Below are 16,778 nucleotides of genomic sequence, written 5' to 3'. Positions count from 1 at the left end.
GGTTTGGCGGCGATGAATGTTTTGGGTTTAATTGTCGCGGTGTTTGTCGGTACGGGATTGGTGAATAAAGAAATTGAAAAACGTACCGTGTTAGTTTTAATTGCTAAACCTATCAGTCATAGCGAGTTTATTACAGGTAAGCATTTAGGACTGGCAGCTGTTTTAGGTGCTTTGCTAATAGCCATGACAGCTATTTTTCTCGCTTTGCTACAATTAAATCAACTAGCTTATCCGTTAGGTAGCGTACTCTTAGCAGTAGTTTATTTATTTTTGCAGTTATCTTTAATAACTGCGATCGCGTTAGTTTTGGGAGTATTTACCAGTACAGTTCTTGCTACCTTACTCTGTTTTGGCGTTTATTTAATGGGAAATTTGAGCCAAGATTTATTAGAGTTCGGACGCTTGAGTAAAAATCCCGCAATCGAACAATTAGTGAGAAATTTATATCTTGTGTTACCCGATCTATCGCGACTAGATTTAAAAAATCAAGCTGTTTATGGTTTTTCTGCCTTACCCGATGCGATGACGCTAATAACTAATGCTATCTATGGTGTGGTTTATACAGTATTAATGTTGGCGATCGCAATTATTGTGTTCTCTCGCCGCGAGTTTTAGATGAAAAAGGCTTGCCAATCACACCAATTCTGTTTGTTATGACAAAGATCCGATTCCCCCTAGCCCCCCTTAATAAGGGGGGAAATAATGCTTTCCTTAATGAGGGGAAACAATGATTCTGTTTGTTATGGCAAAGATCCGATCCCCCCTAGCCCCCCTTACTAAGAGGGGAAATAATGCTTTCCTTAATGAGGGAAGAAACAATGATTGTGTTAATGAGAGAAAAAACAATGCTTTCCTTAATAACTAGGGAAACAAAGCCCCCCTTTTTAAGGGGGGTTGGGGGGATCTTCTGCGGCGTAGACATCAAGAATTAGTAAAACAAATCTCACTTTTAAACTTGTGTTTGAAGTCTTCTCCACGCCAGCCAAAGTTTAGAAGATTTACGACGTTGTTTCAGATGCTCGAAAGCAAGAGCAATGCCATTCCAAGCTAACTTACGATTCATTTCAGCATCATACGGTAGCGAGCGTACTGGCGTGCCATCTTCTCTAGGTGCATAATTAGAAAGCCATGTATACTTATCGCTCAATCCCCAAGTAATTGCGCCCAAAACCGCTGGTTCCTCCAAGACTACCGAGAGAAACTGTTTGTAAACTTCGGCAACCATGCGATCGCGTACTTTGATGTCTGTCGGCATTCCTGCATCTCCAACATCCATTTCAGTAATAACAATCTTTAAACCCAGACTAGCCACATCACGCAAAAAAGTTTTCAGTTTTTTGGGGCTAAAATTATCTAGTTTGCCTATATGAGATTGTAAACCTAAACCGTGTATAGGAGTACCTTTAGATTTCAATCTTTCTAACCATTTTAATACTGCCGCTCGTCTTTCGTCGTGATAGGGAATATCGTATTCCAAAGCGTTGTCATTGTATAGCAACAAAGCTTGCGGATCTGCGGCAGCAGCAGCACGAAACGCCATCTCAATATAATCAGGTCCTAAAAATTCTAACCACGGCGTTTTTCTTAATCCATCCGGTCGTTTATCGGAAGTTAAAATTGCTTCGTTCACTACAGACCAAAAATGAATTTTGTTAGCATAGCGTGTCACGACTTTATTAATATGTTGAAGTAGTATCTGTTCGGCATTTTGCTTATTCAGCTTTTCTTCCAACCACTGAGGCATATATTCATGCCATACTAAATGAGTAGCACCAACTAACATTTTGTGTTGGCGAGCGTAATCAATTAGCCAATCACCTTTAGTAAAGGCAAAAGTGTCTGCATCTGGACGAAGCGCACCCCATAACAAATCTTCTTCTGCCATTAAAATGGCACAATCTTGGCTAAATTTCGCATTCAGCGCTGCATCGTTGGTTAGTTTGTGGTATCCCGTTGCTGCGCCAAAAAGAAATCTTTTGGCTGCTGCTCGATCGCGTAAACTTGCATTGCCGACAACCGTGAAATCTTGCGTTCCACTTTCTACTGCTTCAGCCTGTTGGCTTAAATTTTCAAGTTTCAGCAGTGGTGATACGCTTACCCCTGCAAAGGTACTTAACCCTAGAGCAATTGCTAGCCGTCTTGTGATTTGCCGATGATTCATTGGTTTTACCGAAAAAAACTAGGTTGGAAACAGCGAGGTTATAAACCTACTTTTCGGACAGACACAGTTATTTAATTTTTTCTTTAAAATTGGTTGATAAGTTTTCTTATACCAATTATTGCTGCTACCTACTTTTTGGTATGTAAGCTGTTACACTTTTAACTAACATTCTCAGTGCAATCGCCTTGCTTGATACTATAACAATCCTGGATGAATCATGAAATTGATTGCTCGTGTAGAGGCGTTACATGTAACGTCTCTACACGGGAACCGTTCACAAATCAATTTGGATTGCTATATTAACTCTCTACATTTTGACTTTTGACTTTTAACTTCTGACTACTTTTTTTCCTGAAAATCTAATACTAAATCGTAGATTTGCGACAGGAAATTGAAATAATTTTTTACATCCAAAGGTGTGACGCTTTCCCGTGCCGCACTACCCAAGGAAAGTCTCAAATTTTCGTTCTGAATGAGTGATTCAATGGCAGTGGAAAGTTGTTGAATATCTCCAGGTTGGACTAATAAACCATTTTTCCCCGAGACAATCAAATCGGGAATTCCCCCTACTGGCGTTGTGATGACAGGTAATCCCCACCCCATTGCTTCGAGCAAAGCCAAGGGTAATCCTTCATTGTAAGTAGGCAAGATAAACACATGCGCTTGAGTTAATAAAGCATCTCGTTGCTGTGGATTGAGCCAATCATATATAGTAATGCGATCGCCAATATTACTAATCTTTAAACTATAACTCGCAACTAAATCGCGGGCTTTGTCAACCTCTCCGTCTCCTGCCAAGATTAAATTTGCTTGGTTTCTTATCGGTTTAGGTAATATGGCAAAAGCGCGAATCAGATCGAAAGTGCCTTTACGCTGTCCGATGCGTCCTAAGAAAACAAGATTAGTTTGGTTCGATCGCTCTCGGTGAGGGACTTGAGTTGGTAATTCAATCGGATTAGCTAATACCAAGACTTGTTCTGGTTGTAAACCAAATTTATCCACGTAGAAATTACGCCAACTTTCGGAAACAGCAATGAAGCGATCGCACTGACTAAATGCCCACAGCAACCCTTGTCTAACATTCCACGATAACCCCTGATAAAATTCATGAAACTCAGGACTATTAGAATGTAAAATTACGGGTTTGCGAAACAAGAATTTAGCAATTAAAGTCACGATTGATTTGCGATAAGCACTGCCTCTTTCGGCTACATGCGCGTGAACGATATCCACTTTTTTCGTCAATAGCACCAAGATAACCCGAACCAGGGCGATCGCGAACCCAAAAGCTTTTTGGATTGCTGAACCATCAACTGCCGTGCCAATATGTTGAATTTGCACGTGAGCAGGAGCGTGTTTCAACATATGCCTTTCTAGAGTTACAATTCCTCCCTGCTTAGATAAGCTATCTCCCACCATCAGAACATTAATTTGTTTTTCAGCAATATTTTCCATATGCCAAGTAATTTTTGACTTTTAACTTTTAACTTTTGACTTTTGTACTAGGTTATTTGTAAAATCTGGCGATACTCTGCCAAAACTTTTGCTGTGGAAAATCGCTCGGCTCGACGCTGTAATTCAGTAGGCGCTGGCGGATAATCTAGCGTCTGGGCGATCGCCTCAGCCATCCCAGTAACATCTCCTACGGCGACTAATTTGCCATACTTGCCATTTTCTAAAATTTCTGCCGGACCACTCTTGCAATCAGTAGAAACTACCGGAGTTCCAACTGCGATCGCTTCTACTAGCACGTTACCAAAACCCTCCCAAATCGATGAGAGGACAAAAACACTTGCTCTTGCCATATAAGCGTATGGATTACTCACGAATCCCGGCATGGCAACGCTGTCTGTTAAACCGAGTTCTCCGATTAAAGCCTCTAATTCAGGTCGTTTTGTCCCTTCGCCCAAAATCATCAACCGCACGGGACGCTGTTGCTGTAACTTAGCAACAGCACGGATCAAAGTCGAAAAATCCTTCTGATTCTCTAACCTTCCCGCACCCATAATCACTGGAGGTTGGTCTGGCGCAAACCAAGGATGAGATATCTTTTCTCTTGCCCGAACGTGCAGTTCTGGAGTTACAACAGGGTTGTAAATTGCCTTAATTTTATCTTTCGGCAAACCAATATCTACGAGATCCTCAGCCACTCCCTGAGACACGGCGACAATTTTATCCGCCCAAGGATAGAACCAACGCACCAGATGAGGTGTCAATTTTCTTTTGAGTAGAGTAGAAGTTTGAGCATCGCGCGAGAGATGATTGTGGACGATCGCGACCATTTGAGTCGATACTTTCATCAGTTGCTTTGCCCAGAGTGCGACGATATTAGCATCCTCTTGTCCGCATAACATTGCGACAGGTTGCTCCCGCCGCAGATAATTTATCAAATCGGGAAAGCTGAGCAGTAACTTCTGCCGACTTCCTAAAGTGACTAATTCCACCTTTGAAGATACTTGCGACAGATATGGTCCCTCTGCCTTAACTAAAACTAAACTAACGTTTACACCTTGAGCGGCAAAACCATCAGCGAGGTTGAGCATAACTCTTTCAGCTCCGCCACCATCGAGACTTGGTATAAAAACTGCTAGGCTAGAGGTCATTCATTTTTGCTCCAAGTAGTTAATAGCTGAAAATTAGGCAAAAGTTTGAAGCTAAGCATCTATTGAGCTTTGTGAGAGTGAAAAGTATGTCGCCGTATACAACACCCAGAAAATATCATTTGACTTCAAAATTGTGCTTTCAGAAAAATTAGTTAAAAATATGAATGTCAACAAGATTAAGTGCCATAACCCATAAGATGTTTTAGACCAGCGCATCCATGTTATTGCTTGCGTATAAGCTTTAAAAAAACCGATTAAGTAAACTGAAACTCCAATCAATCCTAGATCGAGCCATAGATCTAATAAGCCGTTATGAGAGAAGGCTACTTTCCATCCACTGGCTAGCCGAACATAAGCAGATGCTCCTTCATTACCTCGCCAAAAAGCGCTATATCCATAACCTAACCAAGGACGTTCGCCAATTTTGTCGATGACAGCCGACCAAACTTTAGTTCGACCAGTTAAAGTTAAATCTTTACCCAAACTATTTAATACAAGATCCAAATTGCTTGTAATTAAAACAGCTAAGCCACCGCAGAATAGTGCCACGGCAATATATAGTAGCAGCATCCAAGAAAAGTTCCATCGCAAAGCCCGATATAAGGGAAATAGTGCTATAACAATTGCTAGGATAATCCAAGAGCTAGTAGAAAATGAAAGTAACACTTGACTGACTGCAAGGCTCAAGGTAATCCAGGCTAAATATCGAGATTTTGAATCACTAAAAGCCACGATCGCTAAGACAATCGTGCTTAAAGTCATCATCCGACCGAAAACATTTTTGTGGATATATACCCCTTGCAAAACCGATCCTAAAGCTGTGCTATTTGGGTCAGGAACAATTGCGTAAGCTGGTAACGCTATGGTAAATAATATACTGGATAAAACTGCTATTCCAAAAGTCCAAGCTAAGAGATGCAATTGCTCTTTGTGGCTATATCGTGTAGCGAAATAGATCCCGAATGAAGTCGCACCTGAAACGGCTAAACTTCGTCGCAGCGTGATTGCAGGTGCATCCGACCATAAAATTGAAACGATCGCGATCGCGACTAACAATAATAAAAGCTTGCCTTTTACCAGCGCTTGTATAATTTTTCTCCATCGAAGCAATATGAGTGCAAATGTCGTGATATAAATCGAGTAGAAAGGAATTTGTAGTGCTACAACTCCCTCAGATGTGAGTACGATCAGTGATTCTCCACTGATGATTTCATACAGGCGGGGAAACCAAGCTCCCGTAAGAGTCAGCAAGGATATAACTGTAAATATCTTTTCCGCACCAAGTAAAAGTTTCATTCTGAAAGATTTAACTGTTTAAGTTAATTTTTTAAAAGTAGATAGCGATCGCATTGTTAGGAAAATGAATTTCAGATACTTTTCTATATGCGATTTAAACTGTTTCTTTTGATTTGCAAGATAGAGCAACCCACAGCGGAGCCGCTCGCTGTGTTAAGTTTCTGATGATATGTAAAACCGACAGGACAATGATTTGAGGATTGGTAATAATTTTGGCGATTGCGGCGAACAGTTTTTCGCTTTTAAACACTGCTTTTAATTGGTTGTAAGCTAAACTAATACTTAAATGAGTTCCAACGATTTTATATCTTCTTGTTAAAGAACGTGTGAGGGCAAAGTTTTTGTGAACTGCATCGGCTTGAAGAAAGCGATCGACATCCGCGTACATTTGCTGCTGACATGTTAGATAATCGGTAATCAGAGAGCCAGGACGAGAGCAATAAAAATAATATGGCTGAGAGTCGATGATAAACTTTGCCCCACAAATGAGAGCTTTCAAATAAAATTGAAAGTCTTCTCCATAGCGTAGATTGTCATCGAAACTTAAATTATGATGAACGAGAAAACTACGTTTAAATATGGGTTTGACTACACCCAAATCCATTTCAATAAAATCTATTGCATCGATTTGCGTAACTCCTTGAAACTTAGGTCGTCGCCAACCAAATCCTAGCGGAGCAGAAAATCTCGTTCCCCACGGCTGCTTGGCTCGATTGGCAATGAGATATAAGTCATCGGCTACTACATCTGCATCTTCTGCTAGAGCGACTTGTAGCAACTTTTCAATTCTTTCAGGGGCAAACCAATCATCAGAATCTAGCAAAGCTATCCATTCTCCCCTAGCTGCGGCAATACCGCGATTGCGGCTGTAGCTAGGTCCCTGGTTGCAGTCATTTACCAGTAATTGAAGGCGATCGCATTTATACTGTTGTACCACTTGTACAGTAGCATCAACAGAAGCATCGTCTACAACAATAATTTCTACTTGAGATTCTGTCTGTTGCAATACAGATTTTATTGCCCTGGCAATATAATCCTCACTATTATATGTGGGTACAATTATTGATACTTTGGGACGCATAAATTTGCCTTATGACGACTGACTTATGACTGATTTTTGTCAAGTGATGTTAACGCTCCGATTGAGCTTGCCGCAGGCTATCGATGTAGTATTTCAACTGTCGATAGGTAGCAGGCATACAAAACAGCGCGACCAAACCTAAAGCAGACCACCAACCCAATTGGTAAATAAATAAAGCTCCTACCAAAGCTAGCCACCAAATTGTGGGTAAGCGATAGGCAGGACTTTTAATATGTTGCACGACAAAAACATGGAGAACGGCATAGCTAGCTAAAGCCGCTACCTCGCCCCAGCCGTAGCCGACGAAACCATTAAAATGAGAGGTTGCAACCAACGCCGTGCCAGCAAACAAGATAATGTGTGCTAAGTGGAAAGCTGTCACTTCCCAGTTGCGCTGCAAGACGTAAAGCACGGAACAATGGAGATTGAACACGGCGTTGCTGAGGTAACTGAGGGCAATAAAAGGATAGATTTGAATGACTGGCAACCAGTGCTGACCGAACAACAACGGTATCAGCCAAGGATTGAGCCAACTAACGAATACTAACAGGGGACCCAGCGCTAAGATCTGAAGGCTCATACCTTCGCTCACTGCTTTACCGAGTCGCACGCGATCGCCTTGGAGACGAGCCAAAGCTGCGATCGACAATCGCCAAGTTGCGGTTTTGACAAAACTCAGGACTTCCACAATCCGAATCGCTAAGGCGACAAATCCCACTGCTTCCGCACCTGCATACCTACCAACCACTAAGGGGTTGACCAGGTTACGCAGTTGCCAAACCCAAGAGGAAGCAGAGTAGCCAACACTGTAGCTCAGCATCTGCTTAATAACATCTGGTTGCCAATGCAAACGAGGGCGATAATCTGCCCGCCAGTAAAGCAGTCCTAAAGTCATAACTTGTTGCATCCACCATCCAATCGCAGGCGACCAGACACCAGCTCCCTGAAACGCCAGAGGAAGGGCAACTAAGTAGTAAACGAACTGACCGTTCAGTTCGATCAAAGCAACGTGTTTGTAATCCAAGTGCCGCTCTAGTCGTGCCAAAGGAACTTGACTCAGCAACACAACTGGCAGTCCCAGAAACATGACGCGAGCCACATCGCTAAATCCTTCTAGGCGTACCCACTCTTGTAGTAAGGGTATTCCTATCAGAGATATGCCAGTACCTCCTAGCGCCAGTAAGAGCAGCAAGGTAAAGGCTTGATGGTAAAGTTTGATGTCTTCTTCATCTTTCTGCCGCACCAGATAAATCTCAATTCCTAACTGACTGAGACTTTGAACGTAGACAAAAATATTTAGCGTGGCAGAGTACAGCCCGTATGTTTTCGGACCTAAAATGCGGGTAAGTAGTAAAACACCTCCCAAAGAGAGAATCATACCTAATGCTTGGCGCAGAACTAAGAACGTCCCGCCTCGCATGACTTGAGTACGTAGGCTCATGCCGTTCTGCTCAGCAAACTATATAAGTTAACCTCTGTTAAACCATACATTTTGTCTTTCCTCGCTAACCGCTTGGTATGGACAAAATTCAATTCAGGGGCGATCGCAAGCTCGATGTCGATCGAACTCGATGCTGATAAATTTGTAGTGTCGTGCGTGCAAAGCTATCCCAGCTCCACTGCTCCACTACTCGGCGGTTGCGATCGCCTATTTGTTGCAATTGAGATTTGTGTTGAATTGCATCTTTCATAGCATACAACAAACTGTCCGTTTCTTCTGGATTGTAGAGAAACCCTCCTAAGTCACCGACTACTTCGCTAATACAGCCTTTACGGGGAGCAACACACGCACGACCGAAGGACATAGCTAAAATTACCGAACCCGAGGTTAAGATATCTCGGTATGGTAGTACGATCGCATCGCAAGCATTCATATAGATTTGTAATTGCTCGTCAGCGACAAAACCCGGAATGAATTTAATTTCATGACAATCTTGCACTTGTTGCTGAATCTGTTGAGTTAATTCCTGAGAAGCTTTACCAGCAATCACTAAATAAACTTTATCTTGTTTTAGCTGCTTGAAAGCATCGATGAGTTCGGGAACGCCTTTGTAAGCCCGAATCAATCCCAGAAATAAAAAAATTAGATTGGCATCTGTTATACCTAATTTTTTTCGCGCTGTCTCGCGGTCTATATTATTTTCATAGTAGTTGATGTAATGGGGATGTGAAACAACAAAAACCTTATCTTTGTTGAAGATATGAAATGATTTAATGACCGTCTGTTTTGCTTGTACGCAATGGGTAATAATAGCATCTGCAAATATAGCGAGAAAAATACTATAAATTCGCTCTGCGCGCACTTGCATGTTTTCGTGATTTTTTAAATCGTGAACTGTCCAGACGATTCTAATTCCTGCAAGCTTTAAAAATATAATTTGACTAAAAAATGCTAAGAGCTTGATTGCGAAAGCTAACGGATTTGATGATAAATAGAATGGGTATAGTGAGTGAAAGTGAATGATATCTGGTCGCCAGCGAATAACCTCTGGAGTCAGAAAAAATTTTCCATTATTACTAAAATTTTTTACGTCTACACCTAATGCTTGGAGATGCGTTACTAAAAGCTGCTGATAAGGATTTCTCGACCACCAAGGCAGAAAAATCACCTTTAGATGGTGCATATTATTCTCACTTTGTCAAACGCAAAAGTTTGCAAATAGCTAAAGTAATTCATGGCTTTTTTACGTAATAACGATCTGCCATACTACTTTTAAAAAATGTTTTAAAGAACAGTTTGTTTTTGCTTTTCTATATCCTCATTTCTACTCATTAACTGCCAGACTAAATCCAAGGTTTCGCGACTCATTTTAGTAGCAGAGAATTCGCGAACTCGTAATTTGGCATTCTCTGCCATGCCTCGCATTAAAAGGGAGTTTTGCAAAGCCCATCGCAGCTTAGCTAATAGATCGTGGCGATCGCCCTTACGAAATAACAAACCATCCAACCGATCCGTAATTATTTCTGGCATAGGATTAGCATTTGAAGCAACAATTGGTAGACCATAAGCCATCGCTTCTAATAAAGCAAAGGGGTATCCTTCATAATGACTGGGAAATAAAAAGAGATCGGCGGCTTTGAGTAACTGCGGTATGTCATTTCGATAGCCAAGAAACAGCACAGATGCTTCTATTTTTGTCGCTTTGACTTCTGCTTGTAACTGCGATCGCAGTTCTCCATCTCCTACCCAAATAAATTTGACTTCAGGAAATTCTTTAGCGAGCGCGGGAATAATGGGGATTGGGTCGCTATAACCTTTCTGTTGGTTCAGCCGACCGACAGTTAAAACTAAACGGCTAGTTAACGGTAATTCTAATTCTTGCCGGAGGCGATCGCGCAGCGCTACAATCTCTTGAAGGCTTTGCTTTTTGTCCATTTCCAGTTTCGTCCCATTATAAATACATTTCACTTCACTGACTGGGATCTGAAATATCTTACCAACCAACTTTCGACTATATTGAGAAACAGCTACCCATTGTTGATTTCTAGCTCTCGACCAATTGTAAAGTGTTAATTGCCACTGGCTTAAGGCAATTTGATAAGGAACTAGCTGAAACACAACCACTGTAGGAATATTTAAATAAGCGCAGGCAAAAATAGTACCTAAACTGCGATTTACCCAAGGAAGAACGACGATAACCGCATCTGGTTGAATTTGTAAAAATAAGGAGAGCGTCCGCAAGCAATCTGGTAAATATTGCCGTAAAGTTCTGAGTTTTTGAGTATAAGTTTCGGCTATTTCTAAATAGTGATAGCTAATTTTTTGTTCCTGAAAATCTTGAACCAGAGAAGTTGTTTGTGGTGTTTTAGGAAAAGCTACATGAACTTGCCAACCTTGCTGCTGAGCATCACGGGCAATAGTTAGAGCATATTCTTCCGCCCCACCCCTTTCTACAGATGGAAAAATAATTAATAGTTTAGTCATTTGTCATTCTGAATTTTTCCCACATTTTTTGTCCGCGCCACACAATGCCAAACCGCCACTTCAACCAGAGTCGATGTAGGCGGGGATGACGGTAAGGAAAGAGTTGCTGTTGGACAACTCGCCAAACTTCCGATTGCTGCAATCTTGACTTAGATAGATAGTCTTCTAGCCACGTCAGAAACATTTGTCGCGCTGCTAGAGTTTTGCCACTAATATGAGAGTCAGTAGTACAGGCTTGGGAGTGCTGGCGATAGAGATACCAACATTGGCTCGATACAAAAGTTGGGTATTTCAAACAGAGTTTGGCATGAAAGGCTTGGTCTTCATACATACCGCGAAAAGATGTTTCATATCCATTTACAGTTTCAACAGCTTGACGACGTACCATAACATCGCAAAGTGAAGCCCATTCATCTTTTAGAAATAGAATCAGAATCGCAGGTGGAGAAATAACGGTATTCAAAGGTAATGCATACTTTTGGAGAAAATCTCGCAAGCGATCGCTCTCGTTTCCCGTCCAGCTGTACCACCATTTCGTTCTGCCACAAACCAAGCCAACTTCAGGATGAGACTCTAAAATTGCGACTTGTTGAGCAGTTTTATCGGGTAAATAAACGTCATCCGCATCTAAAAAGGCAATATAATCTCCTCTTACGTGCTGAATTCCCAGATTGCGCGAGGCACTCATGCCGCAATTTTTATGACCTGGATGTTCTAAATAGCGAATTTTGTCGGGATATCGATCGCTATAGTTGCGAGCAATTTTGCTACTGTTATCCGTAGAACCATCATCAACAAGTAACAGTTCCCAAACATCGTATGACTGAGCGATCGCGCTGGCGATCGCCTCCTCAATATAATCCTCTGCATTTAAGAATATAGTAATAATTGAAACAAGTGGCTGCATGAGTTGGGAGTCGGGAGTCGGGGAAAGAAAGCTGAGGGAGACAAGGGAGAGGGGGGAGACAAGGAAGAAACTCTAGCCACTAGCCACTAGCCACTAGCCACTCTTCACTGTTCAAACATCGAACCAACGCGATAGCCTCCTGGCAAACTCTTCTCCATTCCAGTTTTGAATTTCGACGCGGGGTAGCTCAAACAGATTGCTATGGCGTTGGACGCTAGCGTGAATCGTGGCACAGGCACAGTCATAGCCAGCATCGCGGACGATAGCTACTGAGTCTGAGGTGTAGTTACCGAAGGGATAGGAAAAGCTTGTCACCTCGTGTCCGAGTAGTTCTTCGAGTTGAGTTTTGCTCTCAGAAATTTCTTGTTTCTGTAAAGATAAGGGCAGAGAGCAGAGAAATGGATGCGCGATCGTATGAGCGCCGACTTCGACGAGCGATCCTCGCTCTAGAGTTGCTACTTCTGCGCGGGTGAGAGAACGATGAGTCGAACGGCTACCTGTTGTGATTCCCGTCCAGGCTAGCAGTCGATCTAAAATGCGATCGCGATCGCCTTCTGGTAAAACGCGCAGTAGTTTCCAGATCTCGTAATAGACCAACTGGCGTGGGGTAGGGGGGTCTTCTCGTTCTGCCTTCCAATAACGATGCTGCTGGTATGTTGACTCGGTGTAATTGGTAAATTCTCCCAAATCCCACTGATATTGACAGCCATTGATATTTAGCTCTAGTTGCTGGGGTAATGCCCCAGGTTGCAAAAATAGCCGCTCTAACTCATCCCACCAAAATTCTCGTTCGCGATCGACATAGCCGCTAGCAACAAAGATAGTTGCAGGTACGTCATAGCGTTCGAGCATTGGTTTGGCATTGTAGAGGTTATCAGCGTAGCCATCGTCAAAAGTAATGACAACGTGACGGCGATGATGTTTGCCCTCTGCTACGTCTTGGCTCAATCGCCGCAGTTGTTTTAGCTGGGTATATTGGCGCAAGACTTGCAATTGCTCGGCAAAGTGCTGAGGTGACACGCTCAATCCCCAAGGATCGCAACTCACGTCAGTGACGCGATGATAGAGCAGGATCAGCGACCCTGGCTGAAGCTGGTTGCGACAGCGACGGGCAAACCGTCGTATCCGATTGACTCCAGGTATTTTCCCAGGTATTTTCATGATTTACCTCTGGTTTAGTTGCCCTCACAGTAATCAATAATTCATAGTCAGGATCGCAGTAGTCTAGTTCTTCTTGGTGCAGTTCCTCAGTGGCTAAGCCTTGTAGAAATGACATTGCAGCTAATACATTGCCATACGCTGCTACTTTTATCTGGGCTGCTGGAAAAGCTTCAGAAAATAACTTCCGAGTTGAAAGGGTTGTAAATCGCCAGTATTCTCCCCAAGTTTCCATATCGCTACGGCTGACTTGGCTAATGCCAGCGAAAGTTGCTAATATAACTCCCCCTGGCTTCAATATCCTGTGTAGAGTCGCGATCGCCGCCCGCACGTCGTAAATAAACGGTAGGGTTTGCGTAATAATAACGCAATCGAAAGTATTTGAGGGTATGCTGTCTTCATCGCAACAGGTCAAGTCAGCTACTATTGTTGCTGCGGGGTTATCCTGAGTTACGTGCAGGATATCGCTTTTGCTGACGCGATCGCTGCCAAACTTGAGCGTGTATTTGTTTTCGCTCACTTCCAATACGTGTCCGCGTATGGCATCGGCATGGCTGGCAAGAAATTTCTCAATGTAATAGCGATCGATCGGCAAACCGCGATTGAAACCGAAGTTTTGGCTGACGGGTTTGAGACGGCGGAGATTACCAAAGCGCACTCCGCCTAAGTGTGACGTACCTCTAAATCTTTTTTGAAATTTCAGCCAGTACAGCAAGTCTCTGGGTAAAATCCGCCGTCCAGTTGACTTTAATCCCTTTTTCACCTGCTGTTTCCACAGTCTCAGCACTCGCCCTACCGGATACAACCACGGATACCGATAAGGCAGTAATTCTGTTTGGAGAACGCTCCACACCTGCGTTCCCTCAGCACCGCGATCGCGTAAGTAAGCCTCTACCCAACGTAAAAAAGTGCCACGGGCAGGACTGGGATGAAAAGAGTTATACTCTCCCTCCTCAATTGCCACGCGACAACTACTTTGGGAGTGCTGTCGATACCGATCCCAGCATTTCCCTGAGACAAACACGGGTGCTTGAAGAAATACCTTGGTGTAAAAGACCATATCTTCGTACATGGTGCGAAATTCTGGCTCAAATTCACCAATATTCTGAAATACCTCGCGGCGGATCAGGACGCTACAAGTAGATGCGACGGTAGATTCATTTTGTAAAAAGAGTTCTAGCAGCGTGGGTGGCTGGACTAGAGTGTCGGGTTCAACGCCCAGTTCTGTGAAATAGTTGTATTGGCGATCGCTCTGGTTTCCCGTCCAACTAAACCAAAAGTGAGTGCGTCCGTAAAGCATGGCGGCTTCGGGCTGCGATTCTAGAATAGCAACTTGCTGTACCAATTTCTGTGGCAACCAAATGTCGTCAGCATCGAGAAAAGCAATGTACTTGCCTTGAGCGTGACGAATGCCTAAATTCCGCGCCGCACTCATACCGCAATTTTGATGATTTTCGTGTTCGAGATAACGGACTTTGTGAGGGTATTGTTCGGCATAGCGACGGGCGATCGCCGTACTCCCGTCCGTGGAGCCGTCATCAACTAATAGCAGTTCCCAGTTATTGTAAGTTTGGGCGAATACACTGGCGATCGCTTCCTCAATAAACCGTTCTTCATTGAGGAAGATAACAATCCCAGAAACGAGAGGTTTGTCCACGATCGTTTCACTTTTGCTGACTGTGTTCATTGCGATCGTTACAGTTGGTTTTTGACATTGATTTTGACATTGGCTTTTGACAAACGTAATGCAACCACTCGCTGTCTCGGTCTAAAGAGTTCATATCAACAAATTGAGCCTGACGATTGAGGATAACAATGTTTTGAAAACCGACATTGACAAGCTGTTTTACCTGCTCTGGTTTTCTGATGTAGTATGTTAAATGTCCGAAACCTGCCAAGGGATCGCTGAGAATTTCATATGTATCGGTGTGAATCTGATACTTTCTAACTTTTAAATAGCTCATAACGTTGAGAAAATTCTTTGCGATCGCACGCGGACGTTTCATGTCATACTTATTAAAGGCAGTGACAATTTTGCAATCGTCTAAATTGTGACTGGAAAATGCAAATATTCCGCCATTTTTTAAAGCTCTATAGATTTCTTTCAATGTTTTTATTCTCTTTTCATGCGACATACAATCTATGCCGTTAAATGAAAACATGATAAAATCGAAGCTTTCTGCATCAAACATATGCATATCGCTAGCATCACCATGCAGGAAATTTAGAGAACTATGCCATTTTTGGCACGCTTTCACCATTTCCATCGAATAATCGATTCCTGTATAATTCGAGGTCAGTTCGCTTAAAGCGATCGCCGTTCTTCCACCACCACAGCCAACATCAAGAATTGTCTTATCTTTAATATGTTGCTCGTACTTTTCAAAGATAGTTTTTTCTTCTATCCATAATTCTTTTTGCGTGCATATATACTCTTTAACAGTACTTGGCTTTTCATATAAGGTTTGATTAAACAGATCGATTGACATAATTCATGTCCTTTGTTAAATCTTGTATTTGTCAACTTCATTAAAGTCGAAAATTTTTTTTAACTCAGATTGTTGTAATTGTTTGTTTTTTACGGGCGCGATTACCCATAACTAGAGTTTTTTTATTCTCCTGACCCCTGACTCCTGACTTCTGGCTCCTTTTTCTGTAAAACAGCAGGTAAATTTTCCCAGTTTTGACCGTACTCGCGAATGCAAGCAGATAACCAGCGTTCTAACCCAAAAGCCACACAACCTGTATAGGCTGGTTCTCCGGTGCAGTCTTGAATGTTAAAGCGATCGCCAAAAAATTTGCGATGGAAGTTGAGCGAAGTAATTGCCAAGCGATCGCGATAAAGAAATTCATATTTTAGCGGTTCTAATTTTTGTAAAATCAGTGCGGGATCGCGTTTGTCAAAGAAAGGATCGGTGGCTTCGCGAAGTTGAAAAGGTAATTTAGCCCGGTCGAGTATTTCTGTAATCAACTGACGGTAGGTATTGAGAAAATTCCGTACCGTTTCTTGGCGACCGATACAGACGATTTCTCTCATATGAAAAGTCCACTGTCGTTCGCCTGCTTTATAGATTGACTCTTGGCGGAAACAGGGGGAACAAACGGTAATGAAAAGGTCATTTTGCAGTTTTTTGTTGCTCAGGTGGTTGTAAACTGCGTAGCAAGCTGCTGACGGTAATACGTAGCGTGCTGGCGTAAGGTAATTTTGGTCTACTTCTGTCAGCCTTTCGTTTCTGGTGGAATCGACAAACCGCTTCATTCCCTCATTGTTACTGTCGATTTGCGTTGTTAGGGTAGCCAAGTGTGGAAAAGAGCTGAAGTAGTCAGCCAAATCAAGGGAATAAACCGATAGTACTGGCGGAAAGGAATACTCAATTGCTCCTACTACTTCTGCCCAGCTACAAAACAAGGCATCAAGTCGCCGTCGCAGTTCTACCTGAGAACCCTGTAGGGTTAGTAGCCCTGCGTCAGAATTAAAGCAACTGTAGATGTTTTCTGACTCTAGTGAAGCAAAAGTTTCCGATGACATTACTAGCTTAAACCTCCGAGCGTCAAATATTATTTTTGGGCGAGTTTAGTTTTCACAAACTCGCTTAAACTCGCGATTGATTGAAAATTTTCGGGTTGAAGGTCTTCGTCTTCTACAG

At 42.6% G+C, this 16,778-nt stretch carries 14 protein-coding genes; 1 reads left to right on the top strand and 13 read right to left on the bottom strand.

The annotated features are described in order from the left end of the window. On the top strand, positions 1-615 hold a 615-nt coding region (locus tag C7Y66_RS25370), incomplete at its 5' end, for an ABC transporter permease (RefSeq protein WP_106547717.1). A gap of 334 nt (positions 616-949) precedes the next feature. Here C7Y66_RS25370 and C7Y66_RS25365 read toward each other — a convergent pair. The 13 genes from C7Y66_RS25365 to C7Y66_RS25305 form a co-directional block, all read right to left on the bottom strand. Further along, entirely contained in the window at positions 950-2,161 is a 1,212-nt protein-coding gene (locus C7Y66_RS25365; RefSeq protein WP_106547716.1) for an endo-1,4-beta-xylanase, read from the bottom strand. Positions 2,162-2,500: 339 nt separating this feature from the next. Further along, positions 2,501-3,616 (bottom strand): glycosyltransferase family 4 protein, encoded by a 1,116-nt coding sequence (locus C7Y66_RS25360; RefSeq protein ID WP_106547715.1) that lies wholly within the window; start codon positions 3,614-3,616, stop codon positions 2,501-2,503. A 47-nt stretch (positions 3,617-3,663) separates the two neighbouring features. Then, positions 3,664-4,764, bottom strand: coding sequence for a glycosyltransferase (locus C7Y66_RS25355; protein WP_106547714.1), 1,101 nt, complete (start codon positions 4,762-4,764; stop codon positions 3,664-3,666). A 51-nt stretch (positions 4,765-4,815) separates the two neighbouring features. Further along, complete coding sequence (locus C7Y66_RS25350; RefSeq protein WP_106547713.1) at positions 4,816-6,060, bottom strand: O-antigen ligase; 1,245 nt, start codon at positions 6,058-6,060, stop codon at positions 4,816-4,818. 94 nt (positions 6,061-6,154) lie between these two features. After that, complete coding sequence (locus C7Y66_RS25345) at positions 6,155-7,141, bottom strand: glycosyltransferase family 2 protein (protein ID WP_106547712.1); 987 nt, start codon at positions 7,139-7,141, stop codon at positions 6,155-6,157. A 49-nt stretch (positions 7,142-7,190) separates the two neighbouring features. After that, complete coding sequence (locus C7Y66_RS25340) at positions 7,191-8,582, bottom strand: oligosaccharide flippase family protein (protein ID WP_106547711.1); 1,392 nt, start codon at positions 8,580-8,582, stop codon at positions 7,191-7,193. A gap of 88 nt (positions 8,583-8,670) precedes the next feature. Beyond that, the gene (locus C7Y66_RS25335; RefSeq protein ID WP_106547710.1) at positions 8,671-9,765 is read right to left on the bottom strand and encodes a glycosyltransferase family 4 protein; all 1,095 of its coding nucleotides are present in this window, start codon (positions 9,763-9,765) and stop codon (positions 8,671-8,673) included. Between the two features lie 101 nt (positions 9,766-9,866). After that, the gene (locus C7Y66_RS25330; protein WP_106547709.1) at positions 9,867-11,066 is read right to left on the bottom strand and encodes a glycosyltransferase family 4 protein; all 1,200 of its coding nucleotides are present in this window, start codon (positions 11,064-11,066) and stop codon (positions 9,867-9,869) included. Next, entirely contained in the window at positions 11,059-11,973 is a 915-nt protein-coding gene (locus tag C7Y66_RS25325; protein WP_106547708.1) for a glycosyltransferase family 2 protein, read from the bottom strand. The genes C7Y66_RS25330 and C7Y66_RS25325 overlap by 8 nt, the downstream gene beginning before the upstream one ends. A gap of 111 nt (positions 11,974-12,084) precedes the next feature. Next, the gene (locus tag C7Y66_RS25320; protein WP_233222846.1) at positions 12,085-13,134 is read right to left on the bottom strand and encodes a polysaccharide deacetylase family protein; all 1,050 of its coding nucleotides are present in this window, start codon (positions 13,132-13,134) and stop codon (positions 12,085-12,087) included. Further along, a complete protein-coding gene (locus C7Y66_RS25315) occupies positions 13,022-14,818 on the bottom strand; it encodes a glycosyltransferase (protein ID WP_106547706.1) in 1,797 nt (598 codons plus the stop codon). Before C7Y66_RS25315 ends, C7Y66_RS25320 begins: the two co-directional genes overlap by 113 nt. After that, positions 14,796-15,620 carry a class I SAM-dependent methyltransferase gene (locus tag C7Y66_RS25310; RefSeq protein ID WP_106547705.1) on the bottom strand — a complete coding sequence of 275 codons (825 nt, stop codon included), beginning with the start codon at positions 15,618-15,620 and terminating at the stop codon, positions 14,796-14,798. Before C7Y66_RS25310 ends, C7Y66_RS25315 begins: the two co-directional genes overlap by 23 nt. 122 nt (positions 15,621-15,742) lie before the next feature. Further along, positions 15,743-16,660, bottom strand: coding sequence for an aminoacyl--tRNA ligase-related protein (locus C7Y66_RS25305; RefSeq protein ID WP_106547704.1), 918 nt, complete (start codon positions 16,658-16,660; stop codon positions 15,743-15,745). Between the last annotated feature and the right edge of the window lie 118 nt (positions 16,661-16,778).

It is taken from the genome of Chroococcidiopsis sp. CCALA 051, assembly GCF_003015105.1.
Lineage (GTDB): Bacteria > Cyanobacteriota > Cyanobacteriia > Cyanobacteriales > Chroococcidiopsidaceae > Chroococcidiopsis > Chroococcidiopsis thermalis.
The sequence above is the reverse complement of the archived record's forward strand: the minus strand, read 5'-3'. Positions and strand labels throughout refer to the sequence as shown.

What these genes read in the sequence shown, in the direction of transcription:
- C7Y66_RS25365 (WP_106547716.1), bottom strand. Translation starts at nt 2,161, where the DNA reads ATGAATCATCGGCAAATCACAAGACGGCTAGCAATTGCTCTAGGGTTA.
- C7Y66_RS25360 (WP_106547715.1), bottom strand. Translation starts at nt 3,616, where the DNA reads ATGGAAAATATTGCTGAAAAACAAATTAATGTTCTGATGGTGGGAGAT.
- C7Y66_RS25355 (WP_106547714.1), bottom strand. Translation starts at nt 4,764, where the DNA reads ATGACCTCTAGCCTAGCAGTTTTTATACCAAGTCTCGATGGTGGCGGA.
- C7Y66_RS25350 (WP_106547713.1), bottom strand. Translation starts at nt 6,060, where the DNA reads ATGAAACTTTTACTTGGTGCGGAAAAGATATTTACAGTTATATCCTTG.
- C7Y66_RS25345 (WP_106547712.1), bottom strand. Translation starts at nt 7,141, where the DNA reads ATGCGTCCCAAAGTATCAATAATTGTACCCACATATAATAGTGAGGAT.
- C7Y66_RS25340 (WP_106547711.1), bottom strand. Translation starts at nt 8,582, where the DNA reads ATGAGCCTACGTACTCAAGTCATGCGAGGCGGGACGTTCTTAGTTCTG.
- C7Y66_RS25335 (WP_106547710.1), bottom strand. Translation starts at nt 9,765, where the DNA reads ATGCACCATCTAAAGGTGATTTTTCTGCCTTGGTGGTCGAGAAATCCT.
- C7Y66_RS25330 (WP_106547709.1), bottom strand. Translation starts at nt 11,066, where the DNA reads ATGACTAAACTATTAATTATTTTTCCATCTGTAGAAAGGGGTGGGGCG.
- C7Y66_RS25325 (WP_106547708.1), bottom strand. Translation starts at nt 11,973, where the DNA reads ATGCAGCCACTTGTTTCAATTATTACTATATTCTTAAATGCAGAGGAT.
- C7Y66_RS25320 (WP_233222846.1), bottom strand. Translation starts at nt 13,134, where the DNA reads ATGAAAATACCTGGGAAAATACCTGGAGTCAATCGGATACGACGGTTT.
- C7Y66_RS25315 (WP_106547706.1), bottom strand. Translation starts at nt 14,818, where the DNA reads ATGAACACAGTCAGCAAAAGTGAAACGATCGTGGACAAACCTCTCGTT.
- C7Y66_RS25310 (WP_106547705.1), bottom strand. Translation starts at nt 15,620, where the DNA reads ATGTCAATCGATCTGTTTAATCAAACCTTATATGAAAAGCCAAGTACT.
- C7Y66_RS25305 (WP_106547704.1), bottom strand. Translation starts at nt 16,660, where the DNA reads ATGTCATCGGAAACTTTTGCTTCACTAGAGTCAGAAAACATCTACAGT.